Below are 15440 nucleotides of genomic sequence, written 5' to 3'. Positions count from 1 at the left end.
GAATAATCGATGATCGTTCAGTCCTTCGCTCGAGGGAGGGAGGCCCGGTCATGCCTGTTCGCACCCAAGAGGACGTCACGCCCGCGGTTCTGGCCGTGATGGCGCGCACGCGGAATCCGCGGCTGCGGGAGATCCTGACCTCCCTGGTGACCCATCTTCATGCGTTCGTTCGCGACGTCCGCCTGACGGAACCCGAGTTCCGCGAGGCGACCGCGATCCTCAACGAGATCGGCGCGCTCGCCAGCGACACGCACAACGAGTTCGTCCTGATGTCCGGGTCGCTCGGCGTCTCGACGCTGGTCTGCCTCCTCAACAACGGGGACGGCGGCCAGACCGAAACCTCACAGTCACTGCTCGGCCCCTTCTGGCGGCTCAACTCACCGCGCGTGCCGAACGGCGGCTCGATCATCCGCTCGGACACGCCGGGCACGCCGCTTTTCGTCACCGCCCGCGTCGAGGACGCGCAGGGCCGGCCGATCGCAGGCGCCGAGGTCGACGTCTGGCATGCGTCGCCGGTCGGCCTCTACGAGAACCAGGATCCCGAGCAGGCCGAGATGAACCTTCGCGGCAAGTTCACCACCGATGTGGACGGCCGCTTCTCCTTCTGGTCGGTGCGCATGGTAGGCTATCCCATCCCGACCGACGGCGTGGTGGGTCGGCTTCTCGAGGCGCAGGACCGTCATCCGTATCGCCCCGCGCATCTCCACGCGCTGATCTTCAAGCCGGGCTACAAGACGCTGATCAGTCAGGTCTTCGACCCCTCCTGCCCGTGGATCGACAGCGACGTGCAGTTCGGCGTCACCAAGGCGCTCACCGGCGATTTCGTGGAACACACCGAGCCCCACCCCGATCGCCCCGATCTCGCGAGCCCCTGGGTGCAGCTCGACTACACCTACGTCATGGAGCCCGGCGAGGCCGTGCTGCCGCGCCCGCCGATCAGTTGAGGACCAGACGATGCTGACCGACGACCAACGCCGCGAGGCCGCCGCCTCGATCCTCCGCGCCGAGGAAACCCGCGTGCCCGTGGTGCAGCTGAGCCGCACCTATCCGGAGATGGAGATCGAGGACGCCTATCGCATCCAGGACCTCTGGGCCGACGAGCGCATCGCGCGCGGCGCGCGGCTCGCCGGCCACAAGATCGGCCTGACCTCGCGCGCCATGCAGATGGCCTCCAAGATGACCGAGCCCGACTACGGCCGCATCCTCGACGACGCGCTGTTCAACGACGGCGCGCAGATCCCCGCGACCCGCTTCATCAAGCCGCGCCTCGAGGTCGAGCTCGCCTTCGTCATGGGCGAGGACCTAGAAGGGACGGGCACGCGCATCCACGACGTGATGCGGGCGACGGAATATGTCGTGCCGGCGCTGGAGATCATCGACTACCGAACGGAAGTGCCGCGCGCGATCACCGACACGATCGCCGACAACGCCGCCTTCGGCGCGATCGTCGTGGGCGGGCGCGTGTTCCGCCCCTTCGACGTCGACGTGCGCTGGATCGGCGCGACCTTGTCGAAGAACGGCATCATCGAGGAATCGGGCGTCTCTGCCGCAATCATGGGCCATCCGGCAGCCGGCATCGCCTGGCTCGTCAACAAGCTGGCCGCGGTCGGCGCCGGCCTGAAGAAGGGGCAGATCGTGCTCGGCGGCTCGTTCACGCGGCCGGTGGACATCGCGCCCGGCGACGTGATCCACGCCGACTACGGCCCCTGCGGCGCGATCGGCGTGTCCTTCACATGACCGCCTTCACCCTGCCCCGCAATGCCTTCAAGGCCGGGCTCGCGGAGGGCCGGTCGCAGATCGGCCTCTGGTCGGCGATCCCCGACGCCTTCGTGACGGAGGCGCTGGCCGGCGCCGGCTTCGACTGGATCCTCCTCGACACCGAGCATTCGCCGGGCGACGTCCTCACCGTCCTGCCGCAGCTCCAGGCGCTCGCACCCTACGACGTGTCGCCCGTCGTGCGGCCAGCGGTGAACGATCCCGTCCTCATCAAGCGCTTTCTCGACATCGGGGCGCAGACGCTGCTGATCCCCTATGTCCAGTCGGCCGACGAGGCCCGTGCGGCGGTGGCGGCCATGCGCTATCCGCCGCGTGGCATCCGCGGCGTCTCTGCCCTCACCCGCGCCACCCGCTTCGGGCGGGTGCCCGACTATGCGCGGGACGCCGAGCGCGAGCTTTGCCTTCTCGTGCAGGTCGAGACGCGCGAGGCGCTGGATCGGCTGGAGGAGATCGCCGCCGTCGAAGGCGTCGACGGCGTCTTCATCGGGCCCGCGGATCTTGCCGCCAGCCTCGGCCATGTCGGTGAGGCCGGACACCCGGACGTCGTCGCGGCCGTCGAGGACGCCATCGGCCGCATCCGCGGTGCCGGCAAGCCGGCCGGCACCCTGACGCCCGACAAGACCTTCGCCAAGCGCTGCATCGCGCTCGGCACGAGCTTCACGGCGGTGGGCGTGGATATCGGGCTCCTCGCCCGCCAGACGGAAGCCCTCGCCCGCGAGTTCGCGCCGTGAGCGAGCCGGGCCTGTCCGAGGCGGCCCGGCGCGAACTCCTGCCGACGGGCCGGCTGCGGCTTGGCGTGAACGTCGCCAATGCCGAGATGGCGTCGGAGCGCAGCCCCGGTACCTTCGAGGGCAAGGCGATCGATCTCGCGCGCCGGCTCGAAGCCGACTGGCGCATCGCGGTCGAGATCGTGCCCTTCGCACCGGGCGGCGCGATCCTGGACGACATGGCCGCCTGGGACGCCGCGATCCTCGCCGTCGAACCGTCGCGTCTCGACCGCCTCCATTTCCTGCCCGCCTTCGCCACCGTCGACGCGACGCTGGCAACCCTCACGCACCCGTCGATCGCACGCTGCGGGGACGCCGATGCCGACGGCGTTCGGATCGCGGTGGTCAGGGGTGCGGCCTATACCGCGCATCTCGAACACACGTTCGCGCACGGCGAACTCGTCGCCTTCGACAGTCCGAAGGCGGCTCGGGCCGCCATGCTTTCGGGGGATTGCCAATTCGTGGCAGGCATCCGCTCGACCCTCAAAGTTTTCGCGCATGAGCATCCGGATGTGCGCCTGATGGAGGACGACATCCTTCGCGTCCCTCAGGCGCTGGCCATCCCGCTCGGCAGGCCGCACGCACAGGCTGTGTTGGAGGCATGGTTCCAGGGCACGGGCATCGAGGCTGCCGCCTCGTGATCGCGCATTCGTTACCCAGCGGGCGCGCCCGAAGCCCCGACGAGTTCGGCCCGAAAGCGCTCGATCGCATCCTCGGCAAAGCTCGACAGGACCCGACCGCGCTTCATCAGGGCATAGGGCACGATGGTACTCGGCTCCCGAAGCGGGCGCTGCACGAGGCCGGGCATGTAGACCTCGGCCACGGAGAACTCGTCGATGAGAGCGACCCCGAGACCGTGGCGCACCAGCGATACGACGGTCTGGGCGAAGCGGCCGCGCATCGAGAAATGAGGCGTCAGGCCGACGTCGATGAAGGGTTGCGCCAGCACCGCGCCGTAGGGGTCCTCCGGGTCGACGCCGATCACCGCCTCGCGGGCGAGCTCGTGGATGGAGATCGCCTCCCGGGCCGCCAGAGCATGCCCCTCCGGTACGATCACCACGAGGCGACCTTTTGCCAGCGGGCGCGAGACCAGCGCCGGGTTGGTGCTCGGCGAACTCATGACGACGAATTCGCCCCGCTCCAGAAGGAGGTAGTCGGCCGTCTCCTCGATTTTCAGGACGTTGAGGTCGATGCCGAGATGCGGGAACGTCTGGCGCAGCGACCGGATCACGCGCGCGGCGATGAACTGCGCGATCGACGGGGCCGAGGCGAAACTGAGGACCGAGCCGTCGCCCCGGCGCAGCAGCGCCACGGCCTCGTTGAGGTTGCCGACCTCGCGGTGGACCTGCTCTACCACCGCGAAGATCATCCGCGCTTCGGAAGCCGGCAGGAACACACCGCCCTTGCGCTCGAACAACCGGATGCCGACCGTGTCCTCCGTGTACTTCAGAAGCCGGCTGACGCCGGGCGCCGAGACGCCCATGAGCTTTGCGGCGCCCTGGATCGTCCCCGCGACCATGACGGCGCGGATGACCTCGATCTGGCGCAGCGTGAGGGGCTTGGTCACGCGCGTTCTCCCGTCCCGGACAGCGGTCAGATTAACATCATGTTCCACAACTCGCGAAATCGGTATTTGACGGCTCGCCGGCCGCTTGCGAAGGCTAACGAAAAAGCCGCTCGGGAGAGGTCGGGAAGCGGCTGGATGGGAGGACAGGCTTGAACGTCGAACTCGACTTCGGCGCCGTCCTGGCGCGCTGGCCGGAGCTCGCCTGGGGCACGCTCGGCACGCTGTGGCTGGCGCTCTGCGGCATGATCCTCGCGATGATCATCGGCGTTCTGGGCGTCGCCGTCCGCCGGTCCCATTCGCGGATCGGCGCGGCATTCGTCATCGCCTTCGTGGAGATCGTGCGCAACACGCCGTTCCTGGTGCAGATCTTCTTCATCTTCTTCGCGCTGCCGCTCGCCGGCGTGCGCCTCGATCCGACGACGACGGCGATCGTGGCCCTCGGCCTCAACGGCGGCGCCTATGCGATCGAGATCATCCGGGGCGGCGTCGAGAGCATTCCCAAGGGGCAGAGCGAGGCGGGCTTCGCGCTTGGCCTGTCGCGCGCCGACATCTTCCGGCTCATCATCCTGAAGCCGGCCCTGCGCGCGATCTTCCCCTCGCTCGCCAGCCAGTTCGTGCTCCTGACCCTGATGACCTCGATCGCGACCTCGATCTCGGCCTTCGAGTTGACCAGCGTCGCCCAGCGCATCGACGGCGACACGTTCCGGTCCTTCGAGGTCTACTTCACGATCACGGGCATCTACCTCGTCCTGTCCTGGCTCCTGATGACCGGGCTGGCGGCCATCGCGCGCCTGTCCTTCAACTATCCGACGAAGTGAGGCCCGGGGCATGGGAACGAGCAATGTCGGCCTTCCGGAACTCTACTTCCTGCTGCGCGGCCTCGGCTGGACGCTGATCCTCACCGGCTTCGGCTTCGTCGGCGGCATCCTGTTCGGCCTCGTCGTGGCGCTCGCCCGTGTCTCCCGACGCCGCCTCTTCCGCTGGCCCGCCAAGGCCTGGATCGTGGTGTTCCAGGGCACCCCGCTCTTGATGCAACTCTTCGTCGTGTTCTTCGGCCTGCCGCTCTTCGGCCTCGACGTCGCCCCCTGGCTTGCGGTCGCCGTGGCGCTGACGGCGCATGCCTCGGCGTTTCTCGGCGAAATCTGGCGCGGCGCGATCGAGGCCGTGCCGCTCGGCCAAAGCGAGGCGGCCCATGCGCTCGGCCTGAAATATCCGAGCCTGATGCGCGACATCATCATGCCGCAGGCCTTCCGCCTGTCGCTGCCTGCCACGATCGGCTTCCTGGTCCAGCTTCTAAAGGGCACGTCGCTCGCCGCGATCGTCGGCTTCATCGAGCTGTCGCGCGCCGGTCAGATCGTCTCCAACCAGACCTTCCAGCCGCTTCTGGTCTTCGGGATCGTCGGCATCTTCTACTTCCTGCTGTGCTGGCCCCTGTCGCTCTGGGGCAGCCGCATGGAACGCCGGCTCGCGCAGGCCGCGCGCTGACACGAGACCAACAAAGGAGGAGGAACCCGATGATCAGTCAGACCACGCTCGGCCTTGCCGTTGCCGCCGTCGCCCTGATGGGCGCCGCGCTGCCCGCCGGCGCGATGACGCTCGACGAGGCGAAAGCGGCCGGCAAGGTGCGCATCGGCATCCAGGCCGACAATTGCCCCTGGGGCTGCCTCTCGACGACGGGCGAGGCGCAGGGCTTCGACGCCGCGGTCGGCCGCGCCTTTGCGAAAAGCCTGGGGCTCGAAGCCGAGTTCGTGCCGCTCGCCGTCGCCAACCGCATCCCGGCGCTGACCGCCAACCGCGTGGACATGCTGATCGCCTCGGTCGGCATCACCGCCGAGCGCGCCAAATCCGTGCAGTTCAGCCCCCCTTATGCCGCCAACACGCTCTACGTGACCGCCGCCAAGACGGCCGACCTGCCCGATGCGGCGGCGCTTTCGGGCGTCAGCGTCGGCGTGCCGCGCTCGGCGCCGATGGACACGATCCTCACCAAGGAGGCGCCGTCGGCCGACATCCGCCGCTTCGACGACGACGCGGCCAACATCCAGGCCCTCCTGTCGGGTCAGGTCCAGGCCGTCGGCTCCAACCAGTTCTATATCCAGCGCCTCGACAAGGCTTCGGCGGGCACCTACGAGAACAAGTTCAAGATCGGCCAGCTCTACCAAGGCGTCGCCACGCGCCTCGGCGAAAGCGACTGGAACACGGCCCTCAACGGCTTCCTGAAGAGCTACATCGGCAGCGAGGGCTACAATGCCTCCCATGCCGAATGGCTTCAGGTGCCCACCACCGACCTGCCGGCGACGATCGACGGCGTCAGCTTCACCGTCAGCCAGTAACGAAACCCACGCGCGGGCGCCCGGACGGGCTCCCGCAGGGCCCGGGAGCCAACGATGACCGCCACCAGCGCCGACATCCTGATCCGGATGGACAACGTGGAGAAGTACTACGGCTCCTTCCACGCCCTGAAGAACGTGAACTTGTCGGTCCAGCGCGGCGAGAAGATCGTCCTCTGCGGGCCCTCGGGCTCCGGCAAGTCGACGCTGATCCGCTGCATCAACCACCTGGAGCCGATCAAGTCGGGCCGGATCGTGGTGGACGGCACCGAGCTCAGCGACGGGCAGAAGTCGATCGACATCGTGCGCCGCGAGGTCGGCATGGTGTTCCAGCAGTTCAACCTCTTCCCGCACATGACGGTTCTGGAGAACTGCATGCTGGCGCCGATGCGCGTGCGCGGCGTGAAGCGCGAGGAAGCGGAGGCCACCGCCCGCCGCTTCCTCGAGCGGGTCCGCATCGGCAACCAGGCGGACAAGTATCCGGCCCAGTTGTCCGGCGGCCAGCAGCAGCGCGTGGCCATCGCCCGCGCGCTTTGCATGGAGCCGATCGCCATGCTCTTCGACGAGCCGACCTCGGCGCTCGATCCGGAGATGGTCAAGGAGGTCCTCGACACGATGGTGGGCCTCGCGCGCGACGGCATGACCATGATCTGCGTCACGCACGAGATGGGTTTTGCCCGGCAGGTCGCCGATCGCGTGATCTTCATGGCGGACGGCGAGATCATCGAGGAGAACACGCCGGAGGCCTTCTTCCAGGCCCCGCGGCACGAGCGCGCCCGCGCCTTCCTCGGCGAGATCCTGCACCACTAGGCGCCGCAAACACCTGCCAGCGGCGGGTGTCCCCGTCCCCGTTCAAGGGCCATCCCGATGAAGACCTCGATCGCTACCGTCTCCCTGTCCGGCGACCTGTCGGAGAAGCTCGCCGCCATCTCGCAGGCGGGCTTCGGCGCGGTCGAGATCTTCGAGAACGACTTCCTCGCCTTCGACCAGGGGCCACGCGAGGTCGGCCGCATGGTGCGCGACGCCGGCCTTAAGATCTCGCTGTTCCAGCCCTTCCGGGACTTCGAGGGCCTGCCTGAGCCCCAGCGCGGACGAGCCTTCGAGCGGGCACGGCGCAAGTTCGAGACGATGAACGAGCTCGGCACCGACCTCATCCTGATCTGCTCCAACGTGTCGCCGCTGGCGCAGGGCGGCATCGACCGGGCGGCCGAGGATCTTCGTGCGCTTGGCGACATCGCGCGCGAGCACGGCGTTCGCATCGGCTACGAGGCGCTGGCTTGGGGCCGCTTCGTAAACGACCATCGCGACGCCTGGGAGATCGTGCGCCGGGCGGACCATAACGAGGTCGGCCTGATCCTCGACAGCTTCCACACCCTGTCGCGCGGCATCGATCCGGCCTCGATCCGCTCGATCCCGCGCGACAAGATCTTCATCGTCCAGATGGCTGATGCGCCGAAGCTCGATCTCGACCTTCTCTCGTGGAGCCGGCACTACCGCAACATGCCCGGCCAGGGGGAACTTCCCGTCGCCGACTTCATGGCCGCCGTCGAGGCGACGGGCTACGACGGCTACTACTCGCTCGAGATCTTCAACGACCAGTTCCGCGCCGGCTCGGCGCGCCAGACGGCCGTCGATGGCCGCCGCTCGCTGATCTACATGATGGACCGGTTGAAGGCCGAAGGGCGCGCGGTCAAGGGACCGTCCGAGCCGAACCCGCTGCCGTCACCCGCGCGCACCCGCGGCGTGTCCTTCATCGAGTTCGCGACCGACAACGCCTCGGCCGTCGCTCTGTCGCAGCTCCTGACAACGATCGGCTTCCGCCATGCCGGCCGGCACCGCTCCAAGGACGTCGAGCTTTTCGTGCAGGGGGATCTGCGTGTTGCCGTCAACACCGACACGGAAGGCTTTGCCCACTCCTCCTACATCGTCCACGGCACCAACGTCGCCGCTTTGGGTCTTCGGATGGAGGATGCGGACGCCGCGCTGAGGCGTGCCGAAGGATTGATCGCGACGACCTTCCGCCAGCCCGTCGGGCCGGGAGAACTGGAGCTGCCGGCGCTCCGGGGTCTCGGCGGCAGCCTCCTCTACCTCGTTCCGCAGGGCGACGCGCTCGGCCGGCAGTGGGAGGTGGACTTCGACCTCGAGCCCGGCTGGGACGCCCATCCCGGCGCCGGGCTGGAAATGATCGATCACATCGCCCAGACGGCGCGCTACGAGGACATCCTGTCCTGGACCCTGTTCTACCGGTCGATCTTCGACCTCCGCCCCCTCCCCCCGCTGGAGGTGCCGGACCCCGGCGGACTCGTCCTCAGCCAGGTGCTGGAGAACGAGGACGCAAGCCTTCGCATCGTCCTCAACGGCTCGCAGTCGAACCGCACGCAGTCGTCGCGCTTCGTGTCGCAGTTCGTCGGCCCCGGCGTGCAGCACGTTGCCTTCCGGACGGCGGACATCTTCCGCACCGTCGGGGCGCTGCGGGCGAACGGCGTATCCCTCCTGCCCATTCCGCGGAACTACCACGACGATATCGACGCCAAGTTCGATCTCGAGCCGCAGGTTCTCGACGCCATGCGCGAGAACGGCATCCTCTACGACCGCGACGAGGCGGGCGAGTATTTCCAGGTCTATCTCGGCGCGCTGGAAGGCGGCTTCTTCATCGAGATCGTCGAGCGGCGCGGCTATCGCGGACTCGGGGCGGCGAACGCTCCGATCCGGCTCGCGACGCAGGCCCGGCTGAAGCCGGCGGGCCTGCCGGCGATCTGACGCCCGGCTCCGGGCCGAGCGCGGCGGGACCGCGGTCGGCGGATTCAGCCCGTGAACCGGGCGCCGCGCAGGAGATCGGCGGCCCCGGTCAGGGCGCGGCCGGTGGCCTCGGCCATCTGCGGAAGCACCAGCCATTCCAGCGTCCAGGCCGCACCCGAGCGTTCGTTCTCGTGGACCATGGACTGGGACAGCGTGCCGAGGAGCCCCGCGTTGAACCGTGCGAGCGCGACGAGCACCTCGGCGCCGACCGGGTTCTGCTTGTGCGCCATGGCAGACGACCCTCCACCACCGGACAGCTTGATCGCCCCGACCTCGGTCTGCGAGAGAAGCGCCAGGTCCTGCCCGATCTTGCCGAGCGTGCCGGTCAGGAGCGCCAGCCCCTGGGCGACGTCGAGGATCGGCGTGCGGTCGGAGTGCCAGGGGGCGGCGTCTCGGAGGTCCAGGTGGCGGGCCATGTCGGCGCGCAGGCGCTCATACGAGGCGCCGAAGCTCGCGCCGTTGCCGACGGGGCCGCCAAGCTGGAGGGGAAGCGACCGGGCAAGGTCGTGCAGACGCTTGCGGTGGCCCTGCAGCGGGCGCGTCCAGGTCGCCAGCTTGTCGGCGACGGTGAAGGCGAGCGCGGCCTGCATCCGCGTTTGTGCCATCAGGGTCCGCCCGCCCTCCTCCGCATCGAGCCGCGCGATCTCGGCGAGCACCGCGCCCGTTCGGGACTCGAGAATTACAAGGAGGGCGCGGAGGCGCAGCATGAGGCCGGTGTCGATGATGTCCTGGCTGGTCGCGCCGAGATGAAGGCTTCGCCCGGCCTCGCCCGTTGCGGCCCGCAACTGTCGCACGAGTTCGGGGATGACGACGCCGTCGCGCGCGAGGCCTTGCCGCAGCGCCCGCTCGTCCGGCGTGAAGTCCTTCACCACCGAGCGAATGCGCTCCGCGTCGGCCGGTTCGATCGTGCCGATCGCACCCTGCGCCAGCGCGAGCGCCGCCTCCACCCGCAGGAGCGCCGCGATCTCGGCGTCGGGCGAGAACAAGGCGGTGATCTCGGGGTCGCCGGTCAGGGCGTCGAGGAGGGACGTCAAGCGGTCAGACCCGTTCCAACGCGACGGCGATGCCCTGCCCGACGCCGATGCACATGGTGGCGAGCGCCCGTTGCTTGCCCGTCAGTGCGAGTTCCAGCGCTGCCGTGCCGGCGATGCGCGCACCCGACATGCCGAGCGGGTGGCCGAGCGCGATCGCCCCGCCGTTCGGGTTCACCCGCGCGTCGTCGTCGGCGATGCCGAGGTCGCGCAGCGTCGCGAGCCCCTGGGAAGCGAAGGCCTCGTTCAGCTCGATCACGTCGAAATCGGCCTGCGTCAGCCCCAGCCGCGCCATCAACTTCTTCGATGCCGGGGCCGGGCCGAAACCCATGATGCGGGGCGCCACGCCCGCCGTCGCACCGCCGAGCACGCGGGCGATTGGCGTCAGCCCATGGCGCTTGGCCGCCGCTTCCGATGCCACGATCAGCGCCGCCGCCCCGTCGTTGACGCCCGACGCGTTGCCCGCCGTCACCGTGCCGCCCTTGCGAAAGGGCGTCGGCAACTTGGCGAGCGCCTCGATCGTCGTCGCGCGCGGATGCTCGTCGGTGTCCACCACCTTCGGATCGCCCTTGCGCTGGGGGATCGTCACCGGAACGATCTCTTTCGCCAGCCGCCCGCTGCCCTGAGCCGCAGCCGCCTTGTTCTGCGAGCGGACGGCGAAGGCGTCCTGATCCTCGCGGCTGACCCGGAAGTCCTCGGCGACGTTCTCGCCGGTTTCGGGCATGGAATCGGCGCCGTACTGCTGCTTCATGAGCGGGTTGACGAAGCGCCAGCCGATCGTCGTGTCGTGGATCTCGGCGTGACGCGAGAAGGCCGTTTCCGCCTTCGGCATGACGAAGGGCGCGCGGGACATGGACTCGACGCCGCCTGCGATCACCAGTTCCGCCTCGCGCGCCTTGATGGCACGGGCGGCCGTGATCACGGCGTCCATGCCCGAGCCGCAGAGGCGGTTCATCGTGGTGCCGGGAACGGTCTCCGGCAGGCCCGCGAGCAGCAGCGACATGCGCGCGACGTTGCGGTTGTCCTCGCCCGCCTGGTTGGCGCAGCCGTAGATCACCTCGTCCACGGCGGCAAAATCGACGGACGGATGGCGCTCCATCAGCGCCCTGAGGGGCACGGCGCCGAGGTCGTCGGCGCGCACGGACGAGAGCGCCCCGCCGAAGCGGCCGATGGGCGTGCGGACATAGGCGCAGATGAAGGCTTCGCTCATCTCACAGCTCCAGAACGACGAGGTCGGCGACGGTGCCGGGCACCACGAGTGCGGCGCCCGTCATCGCCTGGAGTTCGTCGACCGACAGGGACGGCAGCTTCTCGCGAAGGACGAAGTGCCCGTCCTCGATGTCGATGACGGCCAGGCTCGTATAGACGCGGGTCACGCACCCGACGCCCGTCAGCGGCAGCGCGCAGCGCTTCACGAGCTTCGGCTTGCCGTCCTTGGTCACGTGCTCGGTGATGACGGCGACGCGTTTGGCACCATGCACGAGGTCCATCGCCCCACCGACGGCCGGCACGCCCTTCGGCCCCGTCGACCAGTTGGCAAGGTCCCCCGTCTCAGCCACCTCGTAGGCGCCGAGGATCGCGACATCGAGATGCCCGCCGCGCACCATGGCGAATGAGTCGGCATGATGGAAGAAGGCGGTGCCGGGCTTCAGGGTCACGGCCTTCTTGCCGGCATTGATGAGGTCCCAGTCCTCCTCGCCCGCCTTCGGCGCTTCGCCGAAGCCGAGGATGCCGTTCTCCGTGTGGAAGATGGCCTCGCGACCGGGCGGCTGGAATCTCGCCACCATCTCCGGAAAGCCGATGCCGAGATTGACGTAGGCGCCATCAGTGATGTCCTGCGCGGCGCGCCAGGCGATCTGGGTGGAAGACAGCTTGGCACTCATGCGGCCCGCTCCGGGTAGACCGCGTTCGCGCGGTTGAGGTCTTCCTCCTGCGCAGGGTTCGAAACCTCGACCACGCCTTGCACGAAGATGCCGGGCGTCACGACGCTCTCGGGATCGATCGTGCCGGGTTCGACGATCTGCGACACCTGCGCGATCGTCACCGCGGCGGCCATCGCCATCAGCGGGTTGAAGTTGCGCGCGGCCTTGTTGAAGACGAGGTTGCCGAGCCGGTCGCCGCGATGCGCCTTGATGAGGGCGACATCGGCCTTCAGCCACAGCTCGCGCACGTACGGCCGTCCGTCGAACTCCTCGACGGGTTTGCCCCTGGCGAGGTCCGTGCCGTAGCTCGTCGGCGTGTAGAAGGCCGGAATGCCCGCCCCCCCGGCCCGGATGCGCTCGGCAAGCGTGCCCTGCGGCACGAGTTCCAGCTCGATCTCGCCGGCGAGATACCGCTCGGTAAAGACGCGCGGGTCGGCCGAGCGCGGGAAGGAGCAGATGAGCTTGGCGACCATGCCCTGCTCGATCAGCGCGGCCAAGCCCACGTGGCCGTTGCCCGCGTTGTTGTTGACCACCGTCAGATTCTTCGGCGAGCCCGTCGCCAGGAACCGGTCGATCAGCGCGTGGATCAGCTCGATCGGCGCGCCGGAGCCGCCGAAGCCGCCGATCATCACCACCGCGCCGTCCGCGATGCCGGATACGGCCTCGGCCAGATTGGGAAGGGTCTTGTCCATCGTGCGTCACATATCCAGAAAGACGGTTTCGGCCTCGCCTTGAAGGCGGATGTCGAAGGTGAAGACGGGCAGCCCGTCCCGTTCCGTGCGCGGCGCGATCAGCGTCGCGCGCCGCGCGGGCTCGGGAATGCGGTTGAGGAGCGGGTCGGCCGCGTTGGCCTCCGCCTCGTCTCCGAAGTAGAGCCGCGTATGCAGGCCCAGGTTGATCCCGCGCGCCACGATCCAGACCGTGACGTGCGGCGCCTGGAGCCGGCCGTCCGGCCAGGGCACCCGCCCCGGGCGGATCGTCTCGAAGCGGAACGTGCCGTCCGCCTCCGACACGGGCTGACGGCCCCAGCCGGCAAAAGTGGGATCCGCGGCGCCGCGCGTCTCGGCCGGCGAGTTGTGGAGCCCTTCGGCGTCCGCCTGCCAGATCTCGATCAGCGCGTCGCGCACGGAGCTGCCCGCTCCGTCAAGGACGCGGCCTTCCAGGATCACCCGCTCGCCCTTTGTGTCCGGGCCGACGAGCACCAGCCCGAGGTCGTCCCGCCAGACGCCTGATATCTCCACCCAGTTCGGATTGGTGCCGATATGGACATAGGGACCGGCGGTCTGCGACGGGCTTTCTTTGAGGTAGTCGAGCCGCTGGACCATCAGTTGCCCTCCATGCGGTTCTCGAACATCGTCGAGCGGCGTCCGCGCAGGACGATGTCGAACTTGTAGGCGAGGCTGTCCATCGGGATCGTGACCTGGCGGTCGAGAGCGGCGACGAGCTGCTCGATCGCGGCCGGGTCCGGGATGGTTCGCACGATCGGGCACTGCCAGATCATCGGATCGCCCTCGAAATACATCTGGGTGATCAGTCGCTGCGCGAAGGCGTGGCCGAAGACCGAGAAGTGGATGTGGGCGGGACGCCAGTCGTTGACGCCGTTCGGCCAAGGGTAGGCGCCCGGCTTCACCGTTCGAAACGAGTAGCGGCCCTCGTCGTCGGTGACCGCGCGCCCGCATCCGCCAAAGTTCGGGTCGAGCGCGGCAAGATAGCTTTCCCGCTTGTGGCGGTATCGTCCGCCGGCATTGGCCTGCCAGAACTCGAGGAGGGCGCCGCGCACGGGGCGCCCGGCCTCGTCCAGCACCCGGCCGTAGACGACGATCCGCTGACCGATCGCCTCGGCGCCGTCCTTGGCGAAGTTGCGGATCAGGTCGTTGTCGAGCGGACCCAGGATGTCGTGGCCGAACACCGGCCCGGTCTCCTCCGAATGGCTGGTCGGCAGCGACAGGAGCGCCTGCCGGGGCGAGCGAAGGATCGAGGTCTTGTAGGACGGCGTCAGGGCCTGCGGGTGCCGGCCGCGGTCGCGCTGAAAATAGGAACCGCTCATCGAACCGTGTCCTCCCGCTCGGCCAGGATCGTCTTGGCGATCTTGATGGCGTGGTTGGCAGCCGGGACCCCGGCATAGACCGCGACGTGCATCAGTGCCTCAGCGATGTCCTCGGCGGAGGCGCCGGTGTTGGCGGTGGCGCGCACGTGGAGGCCGAGTTCCTCGTGCTGACCAAGCGCGGCGAGCAGCGCGATGGTGACGATCGAGCGCTCGCGCCGCGTGAAATGCGGGCGCGACCAGACCGAACCCCAGGCCCCTTCCGTGATGAAGCGCTGGAACGGCGCGTCGAAGGGCGTGATCGCTTGCGTGGCGCGCTCGACATGGGCGCTGCCGAGCACCTCGCGGCGCACCGCCATGCCGGCGTCGAACCGGCTCGTGGCTGCGCCGGTTTGCGCGACATGCCCCGCGATCAGCGCGGCGACGGCCGCCGGCCTCTCGAGGCACGGCAGATGGCCCGCATCCGCAACGAGCGTGAAGCGCGCACCGCGGATGAGGTCGGCGGTCGCCTTCACGAGATCGGGCGGGGTCGCCTTGTCGGCATCGCCGGCGATCGCAAGGGTGGACGCCCCGATGCGCGCCGCGTCGCCACGATAGTCCGCGTCTCGCACGGCCGCGCAGGCACCCGCATAGCCCTCGCGTGGCGTGCCCTCCAGCATGGCGCGCCAGGCGGCGAAGCGGGCGGGATGCGCGGCGGCGAACCCGTCGGAGAACCAGCGGGCGGCGACGGCCTCGCCGATGGCTGCGACGCCGGCGTCCGTCACCGTGGCAATGCGCTCGTTCCACGCCGACGCGTCGCCGATCCGGGCGGCCGTGTCCATCAGGACGAGGCTTTCGACACGCTTCGGCGCATGGATCGCGACATGCTGGGCGATGAGGCCGCCGATCGACAGCCCGACGATCGAAACCCTCGCCCAGCCGAGCGCATCCAGAAGCGCCGTCAGGTCGTCGGCGAGAAGCGGGATCGAGTAGGGCGCGGGCGTCGCCTCGCTCAAACCGTGGCCGCGCTTGTCGACCAGAAGGATCTCGAAGCGGTCGCGCAATTTCTCGACGACCTCGGCCCAGATCCGGAGGTCCGAACCCAGCGAATTGAGGAAGACGAGGCGCGGCGCGCCCGTCCGTCCTTCGACGCGGTAATGCATCTCGATGCCGTTCGCGGTCACGAATGCCATGCGGCCGTCCTCCCGTCCTCGGGTTTAGGCCACTT

General features: G+C 68.9%; 17 protein-coding genes. 9 read left to right on the top strand and 8 right to left on the bottom strand.

The window, feature by feature from the left end; translation table 11 throughout:
* Nucleotides 1-50: 50 nt before the first annotated feature.
* Genes ACLNGM_RS09520 through ACLNGM_RS09505 form a run of 4 tightly spaced genes read left to right on the top strand, consistent with a single transcriptional unit; the run spans nucleotide 51 to nucleotide 3184 of the window.
* Complete coding sequence (locus tag ACLNGM_RS09520) at nucleotides 51-944, top strand: dioxygenase (protein WP_416358131.1); 894 nt, start codon at nucleotides 51-53, stop codon at nucleotides 942-944.
* Nucleotides 945-954: 10 nt separating this feature from the next.
* Nucleotides 955-1737, top strand: coding sequence for a 2-oxo-hept-4-ene-1,7-dioate hydratase (gene hpaH / locus ACLNGM_RS09515; protein ID WP_416358130.1), 783 nt, complete (start codon nucleotides 955-957; stop codon nucleotides 1735-1737).
* Nucleotides 1734-2507 (top strand): 4-hydroxy-2-oxoheptanedioate aldolase, encoded by a 774-nt coding sequence (gene hpaI / locus ACLNGM_RS09510; RefSeq protein WP_416358129.1) that lies wholly within the window; start codon nucleotides 1734-1736, stop codon nucleotides 2505-2507. The genes hpaH and hpaI overlap by 4 nt, the downstream gene beginning before the upstream one ends.
* Nucleotides 2504-3184, top strand: coding sequence for a hypothetical protein (locus ACLNGM_RS09505; RefSeq protein WP_416358128.1), 681 nt, complete (start codon nucleotides 2504-2506; stop codon nucleotides 3182-3184). Before hpaI ends, ACLNGM_RS09505 begins: the two co-directional genes overlap by 4 nt.
* 11 nt (nucleotides 3185-3195) lie before the next feature.
* Here ACLNGM_RS09505 and ACLNGM_RS09500 read toward each other — a convergent pair whose 3' ends face one another.
* Entirely contained in the window at nucleotides 3196-4110 is a 915-nt protein-coding gene (locus ACLNGM_RS09500; RefSeq protein ID WP_416358127.1) for a LysR family transcriptional regulator, read from the bottom strand.
* 149 nt (nucleotides 4111-4259) lie between these two features.
* Between ACLNGM_RS09500 and ACLNGM_RS09495 the strand changes: the two genes are divergently transcribed.
* The 5 genes from ACLNGM_RS09495 to ACLNGM_RS09475 are packed head-to-tail and all read left to right on the top strand — an operon-like array spanning nucleotide 4260 to nucleotide 9197.
* Nucleotides 4260-4928 (top strand): amino acid ABC transporter permease, encoded by a 669-nt coding sequence (locus ACLNGM_RS09495; RefSeq protein ID WP_090964757.1) that lies wholly within the window; start codon nucleotides 4260-4262, stop codon nucleotides 4926-4928.
* Nucleotides 4929-4938: 10 nt separating this feature from the next.
* Nucleotides 4939-5595, top strand: coding sequence for an amino acid ABC transporter permease (locus ACLNGM_RS09490; RefSeq protein ID WP_416358126.1), 657 nt, complete (start codon nucleotides 4939-4941; stop codon nucleotides 5593-5595).
* A gap of 29 nt (nucleotides 5596-5624) precedes the next feature.
* On the top strand, nucleotides 5625-6440 hold the full coding sequence (locus ACLNGM_RS09485) for a transporter substrate-binding domain-containing protein (RefSeq protein ID WP_416358125.1): 816 nt from the start codon (nucleotides 5625-5627) through the stop codon (nucleotides 6438-6440).
* Between the two features lie 54 nt (nucleotides 6441-6494).
* The gene (locus ACLNGM_RS09480; RefSeq protein ID WP_416358124.1) at nucleotides 6495-7247 is read left to right on the top strand and encodes an amino acid ABC transporter ATP-binding protein; all 753 of its coding nucleotides are present in this window, start codon (nucleotides 6495-6497) and stop codon (nucleotides 7245-7247) included.
* Between the two features lie 57 nt (nucleotides 7248-7304).
* Nucleotides 7305-9197, top strand: a complete 1893-nt coding sequence (locus ACLNGM_RS09475; protein ID WP_416358123.1) for a bifunctional sugar phosphate isomerase/epimerase/4-hydroxyphenylpyruvate dioxygenase family protein — start codon at nucleotides 7305-7307, stop codon at nucleotides 9195-9197.
* 44 nt (nucleotides 9198-9241) lie between these two features.
* Here ACLNGM_RS09475 and ACLNGM_RS09470 read toward each other — a convergent pair whose 3' ends face one another.
* From ACLNGM_RS09470 to pcaD, 7 genes are read right to left on the bottom strand one after another with little or no spacing between them, the layout of a single operon-like run.
* Nucleotides 9242-10270, bottom strand: coding sequence for a 3-carboxy-cis,cis-muconate cycloisomerase (locus ACLNGM_RS09470; RefSeq protein WP_416358122.1), 1029 nt, complete (start codon nucleotides 10268-10270; stop codon nucleotides 9242-9244).
* Nucleotides 10271-10274: 4 nt separating this feature from the next.
* Nucleotides 10275-11477, bottom strand: a complete 1203-nt coding sequence (pcaF, locus tag ACLNGM_RS09465; protein ID WP_416358121.1) for a 3-oxoadipyl-CoA thiolase — start codon at nucleotides 11475-11477, stop codon at nucleotides 10275-10277.
* A gap of 1 nt (nucleotide 11478) precedes the next feature.
* A complete protein-coding gene (locus tag ACLNGM_RS09460; RefSeq protein ID WP_416358120.1) occupies nucleotides 11479-12150 on the bottom strand; it encodes a 3-oxoacid CoA-transferase subunit B in 672 nt (223 codons plus the stop codon).
* Complete coding sequence (locus ACLNGM_RS09455) at nucleotides 12147-12881, bottom strand: 3-oxoacid CoA-transferase subunit A (RefSeq protein WP_416358119.1); 735 nt, start codon at nucleotides 12879-12881, stop codon at nucleotides 12147-12149. Before ACLNGM_RS09455 ends, ACLNGM_RS09460 begins: the two co-directional genes overlap by 4 nt.
* Before the next feature lie 6 nt (nucleotides 12882-12887).
* Entirely contained in the window at nucleotides 12888-13514 is a 627-nt protein-coding gene (gene pcaG, locus ACLNGM_RS09450) for a protocatechuate 3,4-dioxygenase subunit alpha (protein WP_416358118.1), read from the bottom strand.
* Nucleotides 13514-14236, bottom strand: a complete 723-nt coding sequence (gene pcaH, locus ACLNGM_RS09445; RefSeq protein WP_416358117.1) for a protocatechuate 3,4-dioxygenase subunit beta — start codon at nucleotides 14234-14236, stop codon at nucleotides 13514-13516. The genes pcaG and pcaH overlap by 1 nt, the downstream gene beginning before the upstream one ends.
* Nucleotides 14233-15405 (bottom strand): 3-oxoadipate enol-lactonase, encoded by a 1173-nt coding sequence (gene pcaD / locus ACLNGM_RS09440; RefSeq protein WP_416358116.1) that lies wholly within the window; start codon nucleotides 15403-15405, stop codon nucleotides 14233-14235. Before pcaD ends, pcaH begins: the two co-directional genes overlap by 4 nt.
* Nucleotides 15406-15440: the final 35 nt, after the last annotated feature.

Origin of the sequence: Aureimonas phyllosphaerae, from assembly GCF_047943035.1 — a bacterium.
GTDB classification, from domain to species: Bacteria; Pseudomonadota; Alphaproteobacteria; order Rhizobiales; family Rhizobiaceae; genus Aureimonas; species Aureimonas phyllosphaerae.
This window is presented reverse-complemented; position numbering and strand designations above follow the sequence as displayed.